The organism is Mycolicibacterium iranicum (genome assembly GCF_014190915.1).
Lineage (GTDB): Bacteria > Actinomycetota > Actinomycetes > Mycobacteriales > Mycobacteriaceae > Mycobacterium > Mycobacterium iranicum_B.
In genome coordinates, this window is the sequence record NZ_JACHVU010000002.1 from 43,928 (window position 1) to 64,377 (window position 20,450).

Sequence of the window (20,450 nt, forward strand, 5' to 3'; positions counted from 1 at the left end):
GCGATGACGACTGAGATCGAGACCGATACCGCAGCATCGGAGACCGCGCGGCGCCGTATCCGGGTGGGTGCCGGCCATCCGCACTACAAGTGGATCGTGTTGTCGAACACGACGCTGGGCACGCTGCTGGCGACGGTCAACGCATCGATCGTGCTGATCTCGCTGCCGGCGATCTTCCGCGGCATCGGCCTGAACCCGCTGGCGCCGTCCAACATCAGCTATCTGCTGTGGATGTTGATGGGCTACCTGGTCGTCACCGCGGTCCTGGTGGTGCCGTTCGGCCGCCTCGGTGACATGTTCGACCGCGTGCGGATCTACAACATCGGTTTCGCGGTGTTCACCGTCGCGGCGATCGCGCTGTCCTTCGACCCGTTCACGCTCGACGGCGGGGCGATCTGGCTCATCGCGTGGCGGGTGATCCAGGGGATCGGCGGGGCCATGCTGATGGCGTCGTCGTCGGCGATCCTCACCGACGCGTTCCCGGCGAACCAGCGCGGTATGGCACTCGGGGTCAACATGGTCGCCGCGGTCGCGGGGTCCTTCCTGGGTCTGCTGATCGGTGGCGTGCTCTCCGAATGGCACTGGCAGGCCATCTTCTGGGTGGGCGTGCCGATCGGTCTGGCCGGCACCATCTGGAGCCTGCGGTCTCTGCGCGAAATGGGCGTCCGTTCGCCGGGCCGACTCGACTGGGCGGGCACCGTGACGTTCGGTGTCGGGCTGACGGTGCTGCTGATCGGCATCACCTACGGCATCCAGCCCTACGGCACATCGACGACGGGGTGGACCAACCCGTGGGTGTTCGGGTCGATCGCGGCGGGGCTGGCCCTGCTGGTGGTGTTCTGCTTCGTCGAACTGCGGGTCGCGCAGCCGATGGTCAACATCCGGCTATTCACCTCTGCGTCCTTCGGCATGGGCAACGTCGCGGGGTTCATGTCCTCGATGGGCCGGGGCGGCCTGCAGTTCATGCTGATCATCTGGTTGCAGGGGATCTGGCTTCCCCTGCGCGGCTACGACTTCGAGGTGACACCGCTGTGGGCGGCCATCTACATGCTGCCCATCACCATCGGGTTCCTGCTCGCCGGGCCGATCGCGGGGTGGCTCTCTGATCGTTATGGCGCCAGGCCGTTGACCGTGGGCGGCATGGCACTCATGGCGGCGTCGTTCATCGCGCTGGTGATGATCCCGGTGGACTTCGACTACCGGGTGTTCGCGGTCCTCATCTTCCTCAACGGTGTGGGCGGCGGCATTTTCACCGCCCCGAATACGGCCGCCATCATGTCGAGTGTGCCCGCCTCCGAGCGTGGCGCGGCATCGGGCGTGCGGGCCACCTTCTTCAACGCGGGGTCCTCGCTGTCGATCGGCATCTTCTTCTCGCTGATGATCGTCGGGCTGGCGAACACGCTGCCCGGCACGTTGAGTAGCGGCCTTCAGGCGCAGGGCGTTTCGGCGGACGTGGCCGGTCAGGTGGCCGAATTGCCGCCCGTGGGAAGCCTGTTCGCGGCGTTCCTGGGCTACAACCCCATCGCCGAGCTGCTCGAGCCCTACCACGCGCTGCAGCAGCCGGGGGTCAACGCCGAGGTGCTCACCGGCCAGACCTTCTTCCCGCACCTGATCATCGAACCGTTCCATGCGGGCCTCGTCGTGGTGTTCGCTGCCGCCGCGGCCATGATGGTCATCGGCCTGATCGCCTCGCTGTTCAATCCCGGCCGGTACGCCGAAGACGCCGAACGTTCCTAGAACAGCGCCCCGCGGACGAAGAAGCTCTCCAGCTTCCGGGTGATGATCGCTCCGGCGGGCAACCGCGCAGCGATCTCCAGGTTTTCGTCCGCGACATCCTCCGCCCACGCCGCGGGCCATCCTCCGTCGGACAGGCTCGTCTCGAACGCGAGAATGACGTCGTCGCGCGACAGTCCGGATTCGACGACCATCGCGGTCGTGGTGGCCCGATGCGAGGCCGCCCCGGCGAAGCCGCGCCCACACCCGCACGGGCCGTCCGGATTCTGCAGGTCACGGCAGCACGGCTCCTGGATCCAGACGAGCTCACGCTCGATGCAGAAGTGGTAGTCGCCGGGGTGCGTTCCCTGCGTATGGCTGGTCGCCACAAGGATCTTCACGGGTCGCCTCCTAGAAGGGTGGGGGTTCGTCGGGGTGCGTGGCGATGGGCGGCCTCGACCACCGCGAGGACCTTCCCGTCAACCCATCCTTCGAATATGCGTTCGACTATGCCACCGTCCACCGACAAGTTGCATCGGCGTAGTACTGCCAGCCGGCGTCAATTTCCGGCCATCGAGCCGGCAGCGCGCCGAGACGCAGAACCGGACCTATGCGAGGTCCACCACCACCGGCGCGTGGTCGCTGGGTGAACCGACGCGGTTCTTGCCCGTCTTCCGCTCGTCGCGGGCGATCTCGGCGTGGGTCACCCGCTCGGCCAGCGCGGGGGAACCCAGGATGAAGTCGATGCGCATGCCACGGTTCTTGGGGAACCGCAACTGCGTGTAATCCCAGTAGGTGAACGTGCCCGGGCCCGGCGTGAAAGGCCTTACGACATCGGAGAATCCCGCGTCGACGACTGCGGTGAACGCGGACCGCTCGCGTTCGGTGACATGCGTGCTGTGGGTGAACAGCGAGATGTCCCAGACGTCGTCGTCGACGGGCGCGATGTTCCAGTCTCCGACCAGCGCGATGGGCGCCGACGGGTCGGACGTCAACCAGGACGACGCCGTGTCACGAAGCGCGGCAAGCCATTCCAGCTTGTAGGCGTAGTGGGGCGAATCGACCGTGCGGCCGTTGGGGATGTAGAGGCTCCACACCCGCACCCCGCCGCAGGTCGCACCCAGCGCGCGGGCCTCGGCGGCCGCCTCCACCTCGGGCTTGTCGCTCCACGTCGGTTGACCCGGGAAGCCGACCTCGACGTTCTCGATGCCGATCCGGGACGCGATGGCGACACCGTTCCACTGATTGAAGCCGCAGTGGGCGACCTCGTACCCCAACGCCGCGAACGGCATCGTCGGGAACTGGTCGTCGTTGCACTTCGTCTCCTGCATGGCCAGGACGTCGACGTCGGCGCGTTCCAGCCAGTCGGTGACGCGGTCGACGCGGGTGCGGATCGAGTTGACGTTCCAGGTGGCCAAGCGCATAGCGATCACCCTACGTGCGGGGGCGCCGTCACCGATTCCGTGACAGCAGATGCTCGGCGCGGACATACCGGGAGCGGTGGTGGACCACGAACCCCATCGACTCGTAGAGCGCACGGGCGGCGGTGTTCTCGGCGACCACCTGCACGTAGGCCCGGGTGGCGCCATGCTCGTGCGCCCAGGTGAGCAGCCCGGCGCACAATTCGCGTGCCAGGCCCCGCCGGCGGGCGGACTCGACGACGTGGACCGCCGACACCCCCGCCCAGCGCGTCCCGTCCGGCGCCTCGGTCACGGCCACCCGGCCCACGGCGGCCCCGGCCAACTCCCCGAACCCCACGTGGCCGTCGATGACGGCCGTCAGGACGTCGACCGGAACCTCGCGTTGGTAGAGGCGCCGCCACGCGTCGTCGGGACGCGGGGCCACGCTGACCGACACGGAGGGCACGACATCCGTTGCCATGACCAGGTTTTCGGCATCAGCCTGGATGCCGTCCGGAAGCCGGATCAGGCGATCCGGGGCCGACACCAGCGCGGGAAGCCCGCGGTTCCGGTACCAGTCCAGCACGTCGGCCACCTCGGCGAAAGACGAAAACCGCAGCGGTACCGCCGAATTCGCCCGCCGCGTCACGCCGCGCCCGGAGCGCAGCAGCCAGCCGTCGAGCCACCGGTGCTCGACCCCCGGCCAGCCCAGCGCTGCCGCGTGCTCGAGGTTGCGGATCTCACCGGTGCGCACCGGCATCTCGGGGACGACCCGCACCGCCAGCACGTCGTCGCGCGCGACGTCCACGATGTCGCCGTGCCGGGTGCGCACACGCACCACTGCCCCGGGATGGTTGCCGGGGTCGAGGATGTGCCCCACCACGTCGGTCATCGGCCGCTCGGCATCCGCCGGCAACCGGTAGCGCAGGCTGACCCTGGTGCCGACCTCGGGCAGCTCGGGCACCCTCAGTGTCCGAACGGATCGGGATCCTCGCCGGGCATCCACGACAGACCCGGCACGCCCCACCCGTGGTTCCTGACCGCCTTCTTCGCGCTGCGGGCGTTACGCCCGATCAGCCTGTCCAGATAGAGGAAACCGTCGAGATGGCCGGTCTCGTGCTGCAACATCCGCGCGAACAGGTCGTTGCCCTCGATGGTGATCGGTGTCCCGTCGGCGTCCAGCCCACTCACGCGCGCCCAGTCGGCCCGTCCCGTCGGGAACGACTCACCGGGCACCGACAGGCAACCCTCGTCGTCATCGTCGGGGTCGGGCATGGTCTCGGGAACCTCGGAGGTCTCCAGCACCGGGTTGACGACGACGCCGCGGCGACGCGAGGTGTTCTTGCGGGCGTCCGCGCAGTCATAGACGAAGACGCGCTTGTTCACCCCGATCTGGTTCGCCGCCAGCCCGACTCCGTTCGCGGCGTCCATCGTGTCGTACAGATCTCGGATGAGATCGGCGATGTCGGCGGGCAGCGAACCATCGTCTCCGACGGGCACCGGCTCGGTCGCCGTGTGCAGGACGGGATCTCCCACGATGCGGATCGGTCGTACGGCCATGCCCAGGAGCTTAGGGGAGAGCTGAACGCGGCTGTTTCCGCCGCCGACTCGCGGCGATGATGACGGTGTACGTGATCCAACCGTGATTAGATACTCGCCGAAACCACATGTATGTCATTTCGATTTCCGGAAGGGTCCAATAAGCGATATGGACGGCGCCATCGCGAGGGCTGAGCGTTCTGGGGACGACACCGAGCCCACCGACGGACTGACCCGTCGCGAGCACGACATCTTGGCCTTCGAGCGCCAGTGGTGGAAGTACGCCGGCTCCAAGGAAGACGCCATCAAAGAGCTCTTCTCCATGTCGGCGACCCGCTACTACCAGGTGCTCAATGCGCTGGTGGACCGGCCCGAAGCCCTGGCGGTGGACCCCATGCTGGTGAAGCGCCTGCGGCGGTTGAGGGCCAGTAGGCAGAAGGCCCGCGCGGCGCGCCGCCTGGGCTTCGACATCACTTAGGGAGACCGGGAGCCGACCGGGCCCGCGATACAGTAGGCGCCGATGAACCAACGAGAATCCTCGGGACTGCCCCTGCGCGCCATCGTGATGGTGCTGCTCTTCCTCGGTGTCGTGTTCCTGCTCGTCGGGTTCCAGGCGTTGAGCAGCGGCTCCGACGACGGAGACTCATCGGCGGCCTCGGCCACCGTCACGACCACGGCCACGACCACCTCGGCTCCCGAAGAGCCGGCCCGGCCGGAGGTGCGTGTCTTCAACATCTCCGAGACCGAGGGCGCCGCCGAGGCCATCGCCGCCCGGCTGCGCGACGGTAAGTGGAACGTCGCCGAAACCGGCAACCTCGCGGTGCCCGACGTCGCGGTGACCACGGTGTACTTCGGCGAGACGCCCGGCGAGCAGCAGGCTGCCGAAGAGGTCGGTCGATTGCTGGAAGCACCCGTCGCCCCGCGCGTGCCCGAACTCAGAGAGCAGCCACCGGGCGTGGTGGTACTGGTCACCGGCTAGGCTCTTGCACATGCTCAGGTCCGTCGCTGCCGCCACCTTGTTCGCAGTGCCCGCACTTGCGTTGAGTGCGTGTGCCCCTCCCGGAGAAGTGCCCTCGGATACCCCCGGGACCACGCCGTCGGTGTGGACCGGATCGCCCTCGCCGTCGGCGGGGCCCGAAGGAGAGGGATCGGAGCAGAGCGGCTCCGGAGAGGGCAGCGGCCAGACCCTGACGGCCGAGTTGAACGGACCGGACGGCAGCACCATCGCCAACGCCGAGATCGTGTTCTCCGACGGCTACGCCACGGTCACCGTGGAGACCACCACCGAGGGCAAACTCGCCCCGGGGTTCCACGGGATGCACATCCATTCCGTGGGCAAGTGCGAGCCCAACTCGGTGGCCCCGAACGGCGGCGCGCCCGGCAACTTCAACTCTGCCGGCGGACACTTCCAGGTGCAGGGCCACAGCGGACACCCCGCCAGCGGCGACCTGTCCTCCCTGCAGGTCCGCGAGGACGGTTCGGCGCGCGTGGTGACCACCACCGACGCCTTCACCGCCCAGGACCTGCTCAACGGTGGTGGCACCGCGATCATCATCCACGAGAAGGCCGACAACTTCGCCAACATCCCGCCGGAGCGTTACCAGCAGGTCGACGGTGCTCCGCCACCGGACGAGACCACCCTGGCGACCGGCGACGCCGGAGCGCGGGTGGCCTGCGGTGTCATCACCGGGTCCTGACCTCAGGTCAAGTAGCCGTATCGATTTCGCCGGGTCGGTACGTCCGACCGTCGGCGTCGAATGGGAGTTCGCGCTCGTCGACGCGGACACCCGCGACCTGAGTAACGAGGCCGCATCGGTGATCGCCGAGATCGGCGAGAACCCGCATGTCCACAAAGAACTGCTGCGCAACACCGTCGAGGTCGTCACCGGGATCTGCGAGAACTCTCGGGAGGCGATGGAGGACCTGGCCGCCACCCTGCGTCCGGTGCGCACGGTGGTGCGCGAGCGGGGCATGGACCTGTTCTGCGCCGGTACCCATCCGTTCGCGGACTGGTCGGCGCAAAAGCTCACGGACGCACCGCGATACGCCGAGCTGATCAAACGGACGCAGTGGTGGGGCAGGCAGATGACCATCTGGGGCGTGCACGTGCACGTCGGGGTGTCCTCGGCGCACAAGGTGATGCCCATCATCACCTCGCTGCTGCACCAGTACCCGCATCTGCTGGCACTGTCGGCGTCCTCGCCGTTCTGGGACGGTGAGGACACCGGGTATGCGAGCAACCGCGCGATGATGTTCCAGCAGTTGCCGACGGCCGGTCTGCCGTTCCATTTCCAGGAGTGGCGCGAGTTCGAGGGATTCGTCCGGGATCAGAAGAAGACCGGGATCATCGATCACATGAACGAGATCCGTTGGGACATACGGCCTTCGCCACACCTCGGCACCATCGAGGTCAGGATCTTCGACGGCGTCTCCAATCTGCACGAGCTCTCCGCGTTGGTCGCGCTGACCCACTGCCTGATCGTCGACCTGGATCGCCGGATGGACGCCGGGGAGTCATTGCCGGTGATGCCGCCCTGGCATGTTCAGGAAAACAAGTGGCGCGCAGCGCGTTACGGCCTGGACGCCATCATCATCCTCGACGCGGAGAGCAACGAACGTCTCGTCACCGACGATCTCGACGACCTGCTGGAGCGCCTGCAGCCGGTGGCCCGGCGCCTCGGCTGCGTGGAGGAGCTGGCCCGGATCCCCGACATCTACCGGACGGGCGCGTCGTATCAGCGTCAGCGCCGCGTCGCCGAGGAACACGACGGCGATCTGCGGGCCGTGGTCGACGCACTCGTCAGCGAGCTGGTGCTCTGACCGATGCCCACCCTGCCGATGTTCCCGCTCGAGGTGGCGATGCTGCCCGGGGAGGAACTGCCGCTGCGGATCTTCGAGCCGCGGTACTCGGCCATGGTGCAGGCCTGCCTGACGACCGACGACCCGGTGTTCGGAGTGGTGCTGATCGCCGCGGGCCGCGAGGTCGGCGGCGGCGATGCCCGCAGCGACGTCGGAGCGCTGGCGCGCATCGCCGAGTACGCCGACCTGGGTGAGGGTCGATACCGCATGAAATGCGTGATGGGAGAGCGCATCCGGGTGGTCGAATGGCTGCCCGACGATCCGTACCCGCGCGCGGTGATCGAGGTGTGGCCCGACGAGACCGGAGCGGCGGTGGACGTCGAGGCGATTCGCGACATCGAGGACCGGATGGTCGGACTGTTCGAGCGCATCGCCGCCGCGCGCGGGGCGCAGGTCAACGCCCGCGACATCGTGGCCGGCGCCGACGACTCCGGGGATGCGGCGCAGTGGTTGTACGCGTTGACCGCCCGGCTGCCGATGGGTCAGGCCGACCGGTATGCGATTCTCGCCGCGCCGACCGTCGCCGAGCGGGTGACGGCGCTGTCCGAGGCGGTGGACACCGTCATCGCGATGGTGGAGTTCCAGCTCTCGGAGTGATCAGAAGATGCCGGTGAACGTGCCCGCGAGATCGACGTCGGTCACCTCGTAGGAATCGCCCGCACCACGGACCGCCGTACCCATCGAGACCACGCCGTCCGCGATCGCCTGCACCTGCGTCGCGACATGCGCACCCACCAGTCGTGCCGCCCACTGGGTGGTGGAGCCGGGCAGTGCGTCGGCGGCGGTGGACACCTTGGTGCCGACGTCGGCGCCCGTGATCAGCGAGGCAGCGGCGTCCGCCTGCCCGGCGAACGCGCGCAGGATGTCCGGTTCGACCATCAGCGTCATAGGTGTCGACGCTACCGGAGGTGGGTGGCACCTCCGGGCACCAGATTCAGGGCCGCGTCAGAGCTTTCGGGCGTCGACGAACACGCTGTGGTCCTCAGCCGCCACCGCCCGGTGGTACCGGGTCATCAGGTCCTCGGCCGGGGTGACCGAGACCTCCCAGTGCCGAGCGCACAACCAGCACGAGACGTCGGTGTCCGCTTCGGGAGTGGTCTCGACCGCGATCCGGCTGCCGCGCGCACTGTACAGATCGACGCGTTCCAGGAGATGGTCGGACGTGTCCGGCTCCAGCGCCGGAAGGAGGCCCTCGGCCGCCCACGCGCTGGGATCGGTGTGGTCGAACCCGGAAGCGGTCAGGGCTTTCGTCCAGTCCGTACCCCGGTCGACCGGCACGGGCACGTACCGCGCCGTCGGCGTCGCTCCGGTGCCGGACAGGATGCGGGACTTGAACTCCAGGATCTCGGGGCGGTCCACCTCGTAGATGACGGTGTCGTCGAGCCAGGGCAGTCTCCACGGCCGGGTGTCGAGACCCGGTGACAGCACCACGATCTGGGCGATGCCCGACGAGCTGGCGGCGAGGAAGAAGTCGTCGAACCATTTCGTGCGCGCGGCGACGTGATCGACGATCTGCTCGGACTGGGGCACCGACTCGTCGGCCGCGGAGGCGTCCAGGAGCGAGCGCACGAACGGATCGGTGAACAGGGGCGGCCGCGAGGACGCCTCGGAGGAGCGCGCCAGCGCGACGCTCAGAACCTCGGCATCGATGCCGGCACGTACCCCGGCATCACCGTCCACGACTGTCATGGTCGCCGTGTTCCCGTTCGGCGGCGAATTCATGCATCTCGTCCCTGGTCAGCAGGTCGTCTCGGATGTTCTGCTCGCGGTAGGCGAGCTGGCCCACCCGGTTGGCGATCACCGGCGCGGTGATCATCGTGAACAGGCCCGTCAGGATCAGCATGCCGACGTCGACGTGACCGCTCAGCCGTACGGCGGCACCGGCCAGGACCAGCAGCAGGCCGAGCACCTGGGGCTTGGTCGCGGCATGCATCCGCGACAGGGTGTCGGGGAACCGGATGACGCCGATGGCCGCTGTCAGTGCGAGCGCCGAACCGGCCAGGATCAGCACGCTCGCCACGATGTCGGAGACGCTCATCGTTCGGGTCCTTTGTCCGCGGGGTCCGCCACGTCGGGAACGCGGAACCTCGCCACGCTCACCGAGCCGACGAAGGTGATCAGCGCGAGCGCGGTCAGGCTGTAGGTGACCGTGGTGTCGAGGCTGAACGCCGCCCAGGTGCCGATCGCGCACATGGTCACCGCGACGAGGGTGTCGAGCGCGACGAGCCGGTCCAGGGTCGTGGGCCCGAGAAGCATCCGCAGCATGGTGACCAGGGCCGCGAGCGACAGCATGGTCCCGGCCGCGACCCAGACGTACATCACGACCGGACCTCCTTGTCCTGCGACGGCTTCCAGTCCGCATCCCGTTCGAAGGACGCGACCAGCAGCCGCTCCAGCATCTGGACCTGGTGGTAGAAGCGGTTGACGGTGCGATCCGAGCCCACGTCCAGGACGTGGACGTAGACCATCCGCCGGGGCTGGTCGATCTCCAGGACGATGTTGCCCGGGGTCAGGTTCATGATGTTGACCGCCAGCGCCAGCACCAGGTCCGACTTCACGTTCAGGTGCGCCCGCAGCACGGCGGTCAGCGGAGGCTTGCCCGGCTTGACGGCCAGCGCGGCCACCTGGACCGAGGAGACCACCAGCCAGTAGGCGACCGTGGCGACGAGCCGCAGCACCGACAGCGGATGGAACCGCCCCTCGACGGGAACCGGGGGCAGCGGCAGCAACAGCGTGATGACGAGCGCGACCGCCAGGCCGGACAGGATGTTGGCCGCAGAGATGTTGCCCCACAACAGGACCCACACCAGGATCAGCCACAGCACGATCCAGACCCGGAGCGCGTTCCTTCTCACCGCGGCTCACCTCCCAGCACCGCGCTGATGTACTGGCCGCGGTCGATCACCTCACCGGCCGCCCGGTCGCTGTAGGCGAAGATCGGGCCGGCCAGCACAGTGAGCAGAAGGCCGACGACGATCAATGCACCGGTCGGCGCCAGCATGCCCACCGGCATCCTGCCCACGTCGTCGCGGTCCTGCAGTTCGATGTCCATGCTGTCGTCGGTGTTGTCCAGCAGCGCGGTCGGCGCGGGGCCCGACAGATGTCCCTCGGGCGCGTCCGTGCGGGACCGCCAGAACGCCTTGGTCCACACCCGCGCCACCACGTAGAGCGTCAGCAGGCTCGTCACCACGCCGCCGCCCACCAGCATCCACGCCAGCACCGACCCGGATTCGGCGCCCGCCTCCAGCAGCGCCACCTTGCCGATGAAGCCCGAGAACGGCGGAATGCCACCGAGGTTCAGCGCCGGGATGACGAAGAAGAAGGCCAGCAGCGGACTGGCCACCGCGAGGCCGCCGAGCCGCTCCAGCGTCGAGGCGCCCGCCTGCCGTTCGATGAGGCCGACGACGAGGAACAGTGTGGTCTGCACCAGGATGTGATGGGCCACGTAGTAGATCGCCCCTGACATCCCCAGATGGTTCGACAACGCGATCCCGAAGACCATGTAGCCGATGTGGCTGACGAGGGTGAACGACAGCAGCCGCTTGATGTCGCTCTGGGCGATGGCGCCCAGGATACCGATGATCATCGTCAGCAGGCCGGCCACCAGCAGCACGCCGTCCATCGCGCCGCCGGGGAACAGCAGCGAGTGCGCACGGATGATCGCGTACACGCCGACCTTGGTCAGCAGGCCGGCGAACACCGCGGTGACGGGCGCGGGCGCGGTCGGGTAGGAGTCGGGCAGCCAGGCCGACAGCGGGAACACCGCCGCCTTGATGCCGAACGCGACGAGCAGCACCGCGAACAGCGCCATCCGCGTGCCCTGCGGAACGTCGTCGAGGCGCACGGCGATCTCGGCGAGATTCAGCGTCCCGGTGGTCGCGTAGACCAGCGCGATGCCGAACAGGAACACCAGCGAGGACACCATCGAGACCATCACGTAGGAGATGCCGGCACGCACCCGTTCCTTGCTGGCCCCGATCGTCAGCAGCACGAAACTCGCGGTGAGCAGGACCTCGAACCCGACGAACAGATTGAACAGGTCGCCGGCCAGGAAGGCCATGAAGACGCCCGCGGACAGCACCAGATAGGTGGGCAGGAAGATCGACACCGGCTGGCGCTCGTCACCGTCGCGGATGCCCTGCCCGATGGCGTAGAAGACCACGGCCAGAAGCACGACCGAGGACACCACCAGCATCAGGGCCGACAGCCGGTCGACCACCAGCGTCACCCCGAGCGGCCCCATGCCCGGTTCGGTGGGGCCCCAGCCGCCGACCTGCAGCGCGATCGTCCCGTCCCGGTCGGCGAGGTAGAGCAGTGCCCCGGAGACCACGACGGCCGCCGACAGGGCGAGGACGGCGATCGAGCGCTGCAGACGCGGCCGGCGTCCGGCGAACAACGTCGCCGCGGCAGCGAGCATCGGGATCAGAACGGGCAGCGGGGTCAGCACGGACGAGAGGTGCGCGGGGATCATCGCGACCCCTCGTATCCGGGCAGCGCGTCGAGTTCGTCGGGCAGGTCGGTGTCGCGCGACACGTCGGGCACCAGACGGTCCTCGAGCTCGTCGGCTTCCTTGCCCGACAGCTGCGAGACCCTGATGTCCTCGGGGTCGTTGCTGACCTCCTCGATCGTGTTGATCCGGTAGGAGCGATAGGTCAGCGCCAGCACGAACGCGGCGACGCCCATCGTGATGACGATGGCCGTCAGGATCATCGCCTGGGCCAGTGGGTCGGCGGTCGTCGACTCGGTTCCGCTGGTGCGCCCCCGCACCGGAGGATTGCCCGACGGTCCGCCGGTGTTCAGGATCAGCAGGTTGATCGCGTTGCTGATCAGCAACAGCCCCAACAGCATCCGCGTCAGGTTGCGTTCCAGCAGGAGGTAGACGCCGGCGCTGGTGAGCACGCCGATGAGGATCAGCGGGACGAGGTAAGTGGTCACGGCCGGCCCACCGCCTGCGGCCGGCTGCGCAGCTGTTCACTGAGCTCCACGTCGATACGGGCTCCGAGGCTGCGTAACACGTCGAGCACCAGGCCGACCACGATCAGGTACACCCCCAGGTCGAAGAACAAGGCGGTGACGAACTTGACGGTCCCGAGGACGGGGACGTCGAGTTCGATCACCGCAGAGGACAGCACGGGCGCACCGAGAAGCAGTGAGGCGGCCGCGGTTCCGGCCGCCAGCGTCAGCCCCGCCCCGAGCACGTTGCCGGCGTCGAGCGGCAGGGTCTCTCCCAGCTCGTAGCGTCCACCGGCCAGATAGCGCAGCACCAAGGCCAGGCCGGCCATCAGACCACCGGCGAATCCGCCGCCGGGGACATTGTGCCCGGCGAAGAAGAAGTAGGCCGACAGCACCATCATCACCGGGAAGATGAGGCGGGTCGCCACTTCGAGAACGAGTGAGCGGTGCCGGGGATCACGCAGCTCGCTGCCGCGCAGCCAGGTGATGTCGCCGGCGGCCGGGCTGGTGCCCGGCGACACCGGCACCTTCCCGATGTCGGGCTGGCCGGCGTCGGAAACCCTTGGGGCAGAACCGAACCGCCGACTGCGGAACACCATCGACGCCACGCCGGTGGCCGCCACCAGCAGGACGGACACCTCGCCCATCGTGTCCCAGGCGCGGATGTCGACCAGGAGGACGTTGACCGTGTTCGAGCCGTGGCCGAGCACATAGGCGGCGTCGGGCAGCAGCTCGGCGATCGGCCGCCCGGTGCGGGCGGCCATCGCGAATGCCGCCAGAGTTGTGACCGCTGCGCCCACCGCGATCGCGAGGGCGGCACGCGGGAGGCGGTAGCGCGTGGTCTCGGCGCGGCTGGTCTCGGCAGGCAGGGTGCGCAGCACGAGGACGAACGCGACCAGCGTCAGGGTCTCGACGAGGAACTGCGTCAGCGCGAGATCCGGGGCGCCGTGGAAGGCGAAGATCGCGCCGCAGCCGTAACCGGTGACGCCCACGAGCAGGACCGCTGCCAGACGGTTGCGCATGACGACCGCGGCGAGCGCGGCCGCGACCATCAGCACCCCGACCACCACCTGCGGCGGGGACTCCCACAACTCGAAGTGGGGCCGGTCGCGCGCCCCGAGCATGAGCACACCGATCGGTAGCAGGGTGAGCGTGACGAGGATGAACGACTGGGTCTGGGGCAGCGACCCGCGCTGGGTCAGCGCGGTGATCCGCACCGACATCACGTCGGCACCGCGCAGCACGGCGTCGTAGATGCGGTCGGCATTGCCCAGCGGGAGGAACGCGAACCGGGCCCGGCGCAACCGGCCACGCAGGACGAACACCGCGACACCCGCGGCCAGCACCAACCCCGACAGCAGCAGCGGCAGGTTCACCCCGTGCCACAGGGCGAGGTAGTAGTCGGCCTCGTACCCGCGGGGGTCGGGCACCGTGTCGCTGTAGTTGCTCAGCACCCGGTCCAGCGGTGCAGGCCACAGACCGAACAGCAGACCGGCCGCCGCCAGGATCGCGGGCGGGATCAGGAACAGCGTCTCCGGCCGGTGCATCTCGGCGACCCGGGTGCTCGGATGCGGCAGGCCCTTGCGGCCGAACGCGCCGAACACGAAACGCAGGGTGTACACGGTGGTCAGCACCGAGCCCACCACGATGCCTGCCAGCACGAACGGCGACGCCACACCGAGATACGGGCTGTGCAGCACGGTTTCGAAATCCGCCTCTTTGGCGATGAACCCGAAGAACGGCGGCAGCGCGGCCATGCTCGCCGCGGCCCCGCAGCCGATCAGCGCGAGCGGCTTGCTGCGGTCGGCCAGCCACGCGAGCCTGCGGATGTCGCGCGTCCCGGTGGCGTGGTCGATGATGCCGACCACCATGAACAGTGCGGCCTTGAACATCGCGTGGGCGCACAGCATCGCCAGGCCGGCGAGCATCATCTCGCTGCCGCCGGTGCCCACCATCAGGGTGATGAAGCCGAGCTGGCTCACGGTGCCGAAGGCGAGGATCAGCTTCAGGTCGTATTCACGGATGGCACGCCAGCCCGCGAGCAGCATCGTCAGCAGCCCCAGTGTCACGACCGTCGGGCGCCACTCCGGAGAGTCGGCGAAGCCGGGGGTCATGCGGGCGATGAGGTAGACGCCCGCCTTGACCATGGCCGCAGCGTGCAGATAGGCGCTGACGGGGGTCGGCGCGGCCATCGCGCCGGGGAGCCAGAAGTGCATCGGCACGATCGCCGACTTCGACAGCGCGCCGATGAGGATCAGCACGAGCGCCACCGACGCGGCCACCCCCGCCGGCGGGTCCGCGATCAGCTCCGAGAGCAGGAATGTCCCCGCGATGTTGCCGATGACGACGATGCCGACCAGCATCGCCAGCCCGCCGAACGTCGTCACCAGCAGCGCCTGCATCGCGGCGCGCCGGCTCGTCGCCCGCTCGGCGTAGTGGCCGACGAGCAGGAAGGACAGCACGGTGGTGATCTCCCAGAACACGTAGAGCAGCAGCATGTTGTCGCTGGTGACCAGACCGAACATGGCGCCGGAGAAGGCGACGAGCTCCGCGGCGAAGCTCGGCAGCCGCTTCTCGGTGTGCCCGTCGTGATGATGGAAGTAGTCGGCGCAGTAGAAGAGCACGAGCGCGCCGATGGCCAGGACCAGCACGCTCATGATGGCGGCCAGTGCGTCGAAGCGCAGTGAGATGTCCATCGACAGGGTGGGCACCCACGGCACGTCGACGGTGTGGGCCTGCCCCCTGGCCGGCCAGTTCAGCACCACCCAGACCAGTGACCCGAGCGGCACGAGGGCCAGCGGATAGAACGCCGTCCGACCCCACCGGTACACCAGCAGAGGTGCAAGCACAGCGGCGACTGCGTGGGCAGCGAGGATGGCGAGCATGGCTCCGTCTCGTCGTGGGCGGCTCGCTGTCGGGCGGCCTTGCCGTCGGGCAGGTGGACATGGAGGTGTCAGCCGTACTGACTCCGGAGTCACTCCAGTCTACGGGTGCCCTGCACCATCTCCCGGATCCGCTCCTCGACCCCTGAGGCGGAGACGAACAGCATCTCGTCTCCGGCGAGCAGCACGTCGTCGAGGCCCGGAACGAGCAGTCGGTTGCCGCGCAGCAGTGTCACCAGGGCACTGTCCTGGGGCATCGCGAGGTCGCGCACGCACTGCCCGACCAGGGCGCTGTCGGCCGGCAGCGTGAACTTCGCGACGTTGGTCGCGCGCTGTCCGAGGTCGCCGCGCGAGTCTCTGCCGAGCGCCATCAACCGCACCAGGTGACCGACGTCGATCGCGCCCTCGACGGCCGTCACCAGGGCCATGGGCGTCGAGACGGCCACGTCGATGCCCCAGGCCTCGGTGAAGAGCCACTCGTTGCGCGCGTCGTTGATCCGGGCCACCACGCGGTCGATGCCGAACTCCGTCTTGGCCAGGAATGCCATCGCGAGGTTCGCCTTGTCGTCACCGGTGGCCGCGATCGCGACATCGCAGATCTGCATCTCGGCCTCCTCCAGGGAGGACACCTCGCAGGCGTCGGCCCACAACCACTCCGCGCCCGGGACGGTGGACGGTTCGTAGCGGGGGAACTCCTTCTCGATCAGCAGCACCTTGTGGCCGTACTCGACGAGCTCCTGGGCGACGGACCGCCCGACGGCACCCGCACCTGCTATTGCGATCCGCATCGAGCTCCTGTCCCTGATTTACTCACTCGCGTGACCCTGCACCAGCTCTACGTGGCGCTGTTCATCGGCGGCCTCGTCTTGCTGGTGAGCATCGCGGCCACGAGGCTGGCCACCGGAGTGGGCCTGCCAAGCCTATTGCTGTTCCTCGGCGTCGGTGTCCTTGTCGGTGAGGACGGACTGGGCCTGCAGTTCGACAACGCGCAGCTCGCGCAGGACCTGGGTACCGCGGCGCTGGCGATCATCCTCGTCGAGGGTGGTCTGACGACGCGGTTCAGCGACATCCGCAAGGTGCTGGCCCCCGCCGGCGTGCTGGCGACCGTGGGCGTGGGGGTGAGCACCGTGCTCACCGCGGCGGCCGTGCACTGGATCCTCGGGATGGACTGGCAGCTGGCGCTGCTGCTCGGGGCGGTGGTGTCGAGTACCGATGCCGCCGCGGTGTTTTCGGTGCTGCGGGTGGTTCCTTTGCCGCGCCGGTTGAGCGGGCTGCTGGAGGCGGAGTCCGGCTTCAACGACGCGCCCGCGGTGATCCTGGTGCTGCTGTTCAGTGCCACACCGCTGGACCTCGATCCGTGGGTGATCGCCGGAACGATGCTGTACGAGTTGGCGATCGGCACCGCGATCGGGCTCGGCTTCGGGTTCCTGGGCGCCTCGGCGCTGCGGCGCATCGCGCTGCCGAGCGCCGGGCTGTACCCGTTGGCGATCTTCGGCCTGTGCATGGTGGCGTTCGCCGCGGCGGGCTCCGTGCACGGCAGCGGCTTCCTCGCGGCCTATCTCTCCGGGGTGGTGCTGGCCAATTCCGGTCTGCCGCACCGCTCCGCGACACGGTCCTTCGCGGAGGGTTCGGGCTGGCTCGCCCAGATCGGGGTGTTCGTGATCCTCGGGCTCCTCGTGTCGCCCGACGAGCTGCTCGACGAGGTGGTGCCCGCCATCGTCGCGGGGCTGGTGCTGTTGCTGCTCGCGCGCCCGCTCTCGGTCGTGGTGTCGCTGATCGGGTTCAAGGTGCCGTGGCGCGAACAGCTCTTCCTGTCCTGGGGAGGTCTGCGCGGCGCGGTGCCCATCGTGCTGTGCACCTACCCGATCGTGGCCGGCGTGCCCGACAGCTGGCGCCTGCTGAACATCGTGTTCATCCTCGTGGTCCTGTACACGGTGATCCAGGGCCCGAGCCTGCGGCTGGTGGCCGAGTGGCTGCACCTGATCCCGCGGGACGCCACACGCGAAGTCCAGGTCGACGCCGCGCCTTTGGATGTTCTCGGTGCGGAGCTGCTGACGATGACGGTGTTGCCGGGCTCGCGCCTGCACAACGTCACCGTGCTGGAGCTGCGCCTGCCCGATCCGAGCGTCATCACGTTGATCATCAGGGCGGGACAACCGTTCGTGCCCGAGCGGGTGACGAGGCTGCAGATCGGCGACGAGCTGATGATCGTCACCACCACGGCGACGCGGGATCTGGCCGAGCGCCGGCTGCGCGCGGTGAGCCGCCGGGGCAAGCTGGCGTACTGGTTCGACGAGTACGGCGACCAGGCCTAGGACCGGGCGCCGGGCGCCATCAGTGCGTGCGCAGCCCCGGGCACGGCGGGAACGCCAGGCGGATCGGCAGCGCATGGCCCAGCACCCCGATGCCTGCGCCGAGGATCGGCCAGATCGGCCAGAAGTACCACGCGCCGGTCCCCAGTCCGACCGCGAGCCAGACGGTCAGCACGATGACGACCATCGCCGCATAGCCGGCGAGGTGCAGGTGGATGCCCCGGCGGGCCGCTGCGACCTTGGCCGCCCTGCGCCGCGGGTCGTTGCGCCGCAACTCGGCCAGCGGCAGATCGGCGGTGAGCCGGTGCAGATCGGGTGTGACGCCCGCGTCGTAGACCTGCTGCAGCCGCGACTCGTAGTCGGCCATGTCGAGATACCCCTGCGCGAGCGCCAGGCCGAGCACGTCGGCGGTCCTCTCGCGCTCACGGTCGCCGGCCCGCGTTGCGGTGGTGTCGATGCTGGTCATGATCGCCTCCCAATCTTGACAATGACTAGTTACCACGACGATGCCACCGCAACTTGTCAGTGTCAAGATTTTTCGCCGATGCAGCGTGCTGCCGCCGCCGGACGGGGCGCTACGGGCTCAGCGCGATTCTGCGAACGCCCGCAACGACTCGACCTGCGCCGGATCCAACGACGGGCGCACGGTCTCGCGGGCCTTCGTCACGTCGTCGGCCGTCACGTCGGCGGCGTCGATCGAACGCCGCATCGCCGTCAGCGCGGCCTCGCGCAGCAGGGCGACGCAATCGGCGGCGCTGTAGCCGTCCAGCGATCCGGCCAGCGTCTCCAGATCCACATCGGAGGCCAGCGGCACCGATTTCCCTGCGGCGCGCAGAATCTGGGTGCGTGCCTCGGCGTCGGGCGGTTCGACGAACACCAGCTTCTCCAGCCGGCCGGGACGGAGCAGTGCCGGATCGATCAGATCCGGACGGTTGGTGGCCCCGAGCACCACGACGTCACGCAGTGGCTCGATGCCGTCGAGTTCGGTCAGCATCGCCGCGACGACCCGGTCGGTGACGCCGGAATCGAAGCTCTGGCCGCGCCGCGGAGCGAGCGCGTCGATCTCGTCGAGGAATATCAACGACGGCGCCGAATCGCGGGCCCGAGCGAACAGCTCGCGCACCGCCTTCTCCGAGGAACCGACCCATTTGTCCATCAGCTCGGCGCCTTTGACGGCGTGCACGCTCAACCGGCCGGAACTGGCCAGAGCCCGCACGACGTACGTCTTGCCGCACCCGGGCGGGCCGTAGAGCAGCACGCCACGCGGGGGCTGGACACCCAGGCGCTGGAACGTCTCCGGGTGCTGCAACGGCCACAGCACCGCCTCGGTCAGGGCCTGTTTGGTCTCGACCATGTCGCCGACGTCGTCGAGGGTCACCGACCCCACCGACACTTCCTCGGTGGCCGACCGCGACAGCGGGCGGATCACGTCGAGCGCACCCACCAGATCCTCCTGGGTGAGCGTCGGATCGTCGCCACTCTCGCTGGCGCGTGCGGCGGCCCGCAATGCCGCCTCCCGCACGAGTGCGGCGAGATCGGCCACGACGAATCCCGGTGTGCGCTCGGCGATCTCGCCCAGTTCGAGCTCGCCGGCCGGGACGTCGCGAAGCAACACCTCGAGCAGCTGCCTGCGGACCGCCCCGTCGGGCAGGGTCAGTCCCAGTTCGCGGTCGCACAGGTCGGGTGCGCGCAGCCGCGGGTCCACGTTGTCGGGCATCCCGGAGGTCGCGACGAACGCCACGCCCCTGGTGGCGACCGCGGCGCGGAGTTCGGTCAGGATCAACGTCGCCACCGGTTCGGCGGGCACGGGCAGCAGCGCATCGACGTCGGTCACCAGCAGCACGCCACCACCGTCGCGTGCGGCAGCCACCGCCGAGGCGACCTTCGTCAGCCGGTCCTCCGGCCGCAACGACCCCACCTCCGGACCGTCGAGTTCGATGAGGCGCCGGTCCGCGCAGACCGTCCGTACCAGGGCGACCTTGCCGACGCCGGCGGGACCCGACACCAGAACTCCGAGATTGGCCGTCGCACCGAGCTTTTCGAGCAGCTCCGGTTGATCCAGGGCCAGCTTCAGCCATTCGGTCAGGCGGGCCGCCTGGGTGTGCGCGCCCTTCAGGTCGTCGAGCGCCAGTGTCGGTGTCGCGACGGACCGTTCGGTGACGGTGTGGGCACCGGTGTCCCCGGTGGGCGCCGGTGCCGTCGACTGACCCCAGCAGACAAGGGAATTCGGCTGCACGCTGACCGGTCCGGCAGGATCGACCCCCGTCACGGTCAGCAGTTCGGACGTCCAGGTGATGCCCACGGAGGACGCCAGCGCGGCGCTGGCCGCCGATGTCGAGGTTCCCGGGCCGAGGTCGCGCGGCAGCAGGGACACGGTGTCGCCGACCGTCATGACCTTGCCCAGCAGTGCCTGGCGCAGCGTCGCCGCGGACAGTGACCGAGTCGCGAGGGTGGATCCGCTCAGCGTCACCGACCGCGCGCCGTACACGGTGACCGGCGCGACCAGCACGGGCGTGTCCTCCCGCAGCCCCGCATTGGACAGCGTGACGTCGTCGAGCAGGGCGGTTCCGGTCGGTGTGCCCGTGGGCGCGATGCCGACCACGGCGGCCGTCGTGCGCGATCCGGTCAGCGACACCGCGTCCCACTCCCGGATGCCGAGGGCGGCGATCGCCTCGGGGTGCAGGCGCACGACGCCGCGCCGCGAATCCAGTGCCGAGGTGTTCAGCCGCGCGGTCAGGGTGAGGTGGGCGCCCGGCGGACGGTGTGCGTCCACCTGTCCGAGTTCGGACACC

Annotated in this window: 22 protein-coding genes; 7 read left to right on the forward strand and 15 right to left on the reverse strand. The window is 68.9% G+C overall.

From position 1 onward, the window contains the following. Positions 1 to 3: 3 nt before the first annotated feature. A complete protein-coding gene (locus FHR72_RS03985) occupies positions 4 to 1,737 on the forward strand; it encodes an MFS transporter (protein ID WP_183466648.1) in 1,734 nt (577 codons plus the stop codon). On the opposite strand, the gene FHR72_RS03990 is transcribed toward FHR72_RS03985, so the two are convergent. The 4 genes from FHR72_RS03990 to FHR72_RS04005 form a co-directional block, all read right to left on the reverse strand. Next, the gene (locus tag FHR72_RS03990) at positions 1,734 to 2,114 is read right to left on the reverse strand and encodes a DUF7715 family protein (protein ID WP_183466649.1); all 381 of its coding nucleotides are present in this window, start codon (positions 2,112 to 2,114) and stop codon (positions 1,734 to 1,736) included. The two genes, FHR72_RS03985 and FHR72_RS03990, sit on opposite strands and share 4 nt — an antisense overlap. A gap of 207 nt (positions 2,115 to 2,321) precedes the next feature. After that, complete coding sequence (locus FHR72_RS03995) at positions 2,322 to 3,137, reverse strand: exodeoxyribonuclease III (RefSeq protein WP_183466650.1); 816 nt, start codon at positions 3,135 to 3,137, stop codon at positions 2,322 to 2,324. Between the two features lie 28 nt (positions 3,138 to 3,165). Then, positions 3,166 to 4,077 (reverse strand): N-acetylglutamate synthase, CG3035 family, encoded by a 912-nt coding sequence (locus FHR72_RS04000; RefSeq protein ID WP_183466651.1) that lies wholly within the window; start codon positions 4,075 to 4,077, stop codon positions 3,166 to 3,168. Between the two features lie 2 nt (positions 4,078 to 4,079). Further along, the gene (locus FHR72_RS04005; protein WP_183466652.1) at positions 4,080 to 4,673 is read right to left on the reverse strand and encodes a peptide deformylase; all 594 of its coding nucleotides are present in this window, start codon (positions 4,671 to 4,673) and stop codon (positions 4,080 to 4,082) included. Positions 4,674 to 4,821: 148 nt separating this feature from the next. Here FHR72_RS04005 and FHR72_RS04010 point away from each other — a divergent pair, with 148 nt between their 5' ends. Genes FHR72_RS04010 through FHR72_RS04030 form a run of 5 tightly spaced genes read left to right on the forward strand, consistent with a single transcriptional unit; the run spans position 4,822 to position 8,108 of the window. Continuing rightward, a complete protein-coding gene (locus FHR72_RS04010) occupies positions 4,822 to 5,130 on the forward strand; it encodes a nucleoid-associated protein NapA (RefSeq protein WP_183466653.1) in 309 nt (102 codons plus the stop codon). 42 nt (positions 5,131 to 5,172) lie between these two features. Continuing rightward, positions 5,173 to 5,631, forward strand: a complete 459-nt coding sequence (locus tag FHR72_RS04015) for a LytR C-terminal domain-containing protein (RefSeq protein WP_183466654.1) — start codon at positions 5,173 to 5,175, stop codon at positions 5,629 to 5,631. Positions 5,632 to 5,641: 10 nt separating this feature from the next. Next, complete coding sequence (gene sodC / locus FHR72_RS04020; protein ID WP_183466655.1) at positions 5,642 to 6,349, forward strand: superoxide dismutase[Cu-Zn]; 708 nt, start codon at positions 5,642 to 5,644, stop codon at positions 6,347 to 6,349. Next, entirely contained in the window at positions 6,330 to 7,472 is a 1,143-nt protein-coding gene (locus FHR72_RS04025; protein WP_183466656.1) for a glutamate--cysteine ligase, read from the forward strand. The genes sodC and FHR72_RS04025 overlap by 20 nt, the downstream gene beginning before the upstream one ends. A gap of 3 nt (positions 7,473 to 7,475) precedes the next feature. Continuing rightward, entirely contained in the window at positions 7,476 to 8,108 is a 633-nt protein-coding gene (locus FHR72_RS04030; protein WP_183466657.1) for an LON peptidase substrate-binding domain-containing protein, read from the forward strand. On the opposite strand, the gene FHR72_RS04035 is transcribed toward FHR72_RS04030, so the two are convergent. The 9 genes from FHR72_RS04035 to FHR72_RS04075 form a co-directional block, all read right to left on the reverse strand. Then, positions 8,109 to 8,393 (reverse strand): hypothetical protein, encoded by a 285-nt coding sequence (locus tag FHR72_RS04035; protein WP_183467217.1) that lies wholly within the window; start codon positions 8,391 to 8,393, stop codon positions 8,109 to 8,111. It abuts the gene before it with no gap. A 63-nt stretch (positions 8,394 to 8,456) separates the two neighbouring features. Then, on the reverse strand, positions 8,457 to 9,200 hold the full coding sequence (locus FHR72_RS04040) for an SAM-dependent methyltransferase (RefSeq protein WP_183466658.1): 744 nt from the start codon (positions 9,198 to 9,200) through the stop codon (positions 8,457 to 8,459). Beyond that, complete coding sequence (mnhG, locus tag FHR72_RS04045) at positions 9,181 to 9,549, reverse strand: monovalent cation/H(+) antiporter subunit G (RefSeq protein WP_183466659.1); 369 nt, start codon at positions 9,547 to 9,549, stop codon at positions 9,181 to 9,183. The genes FHR72_RS04040 and mnhG overlap by 20 nt, the downstream gene beginning before the upstream one ends. Next, complete coding sequence (locus FHR72_RS04050) at positions 9,546 to 9,830, reverse strand: monovalent cation/H+ antiporter complex subunit F (protein WP_221193093.1); 285 nt, start codon at positions 9,828 to 9,830, stop codon at positions 9,546 to 9,548. The genes mnhG and FHR72_RS04050 overlap by 4 nt, the downstream gene beginning before the upstream one ends. Further along, positions 9,830 to 10,366: a Na+/H+ antiporter subunit E gene (locus FHR72_RS04055; protein ID WP_183466661.1), complete on the reverse strand. Its 537-nt coding sequence runs from the start codon at positions 10,364 to 10,366 to the stop codon at positions 9,830 to 9,832. Before FHR72_RS04055 ends, FHR72_RS04050 begins: the two co-directional genes overlap by 1 nt. Further along, on the reverse strand, positions 10,363 to 11,982 hold the full coding sequence (locus FHR72_RS04060; RefSeq protein WP_183466662.1) for a Na+/H+ antiporter subunit D: 1,620 nt from the start codon (positions 11,980 to 11,982) through the stop codon (positions 10,363 to 10,365). Before FHR72_RS04060 ends, FHR72_RS04055 begins: the two co-directional genes overlap by 4 nt. Beyond that, positions 11,979 to 12,446 (reverse strand): Na(+)/H(+) antiporter subunit C, encoded by a 468-nt coding sequence (locus FHR72_RS04065; protein ID WP_183466663.1) that lies wholly within the window; start codon positions 12,444 to 12,446, stop codon positions 11,979 to 11,981. The genes FHR72_RS04060 and FHR72_RS04065 overlap by 4 nt, the downstream gene beginning before the upstream one ends. Continuing rightward, positions 12,443 to 15,349 (reverse strand): Na+/H+ antiporter subunit A, encoded by a 2,907-nt coding sequence (locus FHR72_RS04070; RefSeq protein ID WP_183466664.1) that lies wholly within the window; start codon positions 15,347 to 15,349, stop codon positions 12,443 to 12,445. Before FHR72_RS04070 ends, FHR72_RS04065 begins: the two co-directional genes overlap by 4 nt. 89 nt (positions 15,350 to 15,438) lie before the next feature. Beyond that, a complete protein-coding gene (locus FHR72_RS04075) occupies positions 15,439 to 16,134 on the reverse strand; it encodes a potassium channel family protein (protein WP_183466665.1) in 696 nt (231 codons plus the stop codon). Between the two features lie 30 nt (positions 16,135 to 16,164). Between FHR72_RS04075 and FHR72_RS04080 the strand changes: the two genes are divergently transcribed. Continuing rightward, the gene (locus FHR72_RS04080) at positions 16,165 to 17,661 is read left to right on the forward strand and encodes a potassium/proton antiporter (protein ID WP_183466666.1); all 1,497 of its coding nucleotides are present in this window, start codon (positions 16,165 to 16,167) and stop codon (positions 17,659 to 17,661) included. A 19-nt stretch (positions 17,662 to 17,680) separates the two neighbouring features. On the opposite strand, the gene FHR72_RS04085 is transcribed toward FHR72_RS04080, so the two are convergent. Together FHR72_RS04085 and FHR72_RS04090 are read right to left on the reverse strand one after the other, a co-directional pair. Next, on the reverse strand, positions 17,681 to 18,124 hold the full coding sequence (locus tag FHR72_RS04085; RefSeq protein WP_183466667.1) for a DUF1707 domain-containing protein: 444 nt from the start codon (positions 18,122 to 18,124) through the stop codon (positions 17,681 to 17,683). A gap of 117 nt (positions 18,125 to 18,241) precedes the next feature. After that, positions 18,242 to 20,449, reverse strand: coding sequence for an AAA family ATPase (locus tag FHR72_RS04090; RefSeq protein ID WP_183466668.1), 2,208 nt, complete (start codon positions 20,447 to 20,449; stop codon positions 18,242 to 18,244). Position 20,450: the final 1 nt, after the last annotated feature.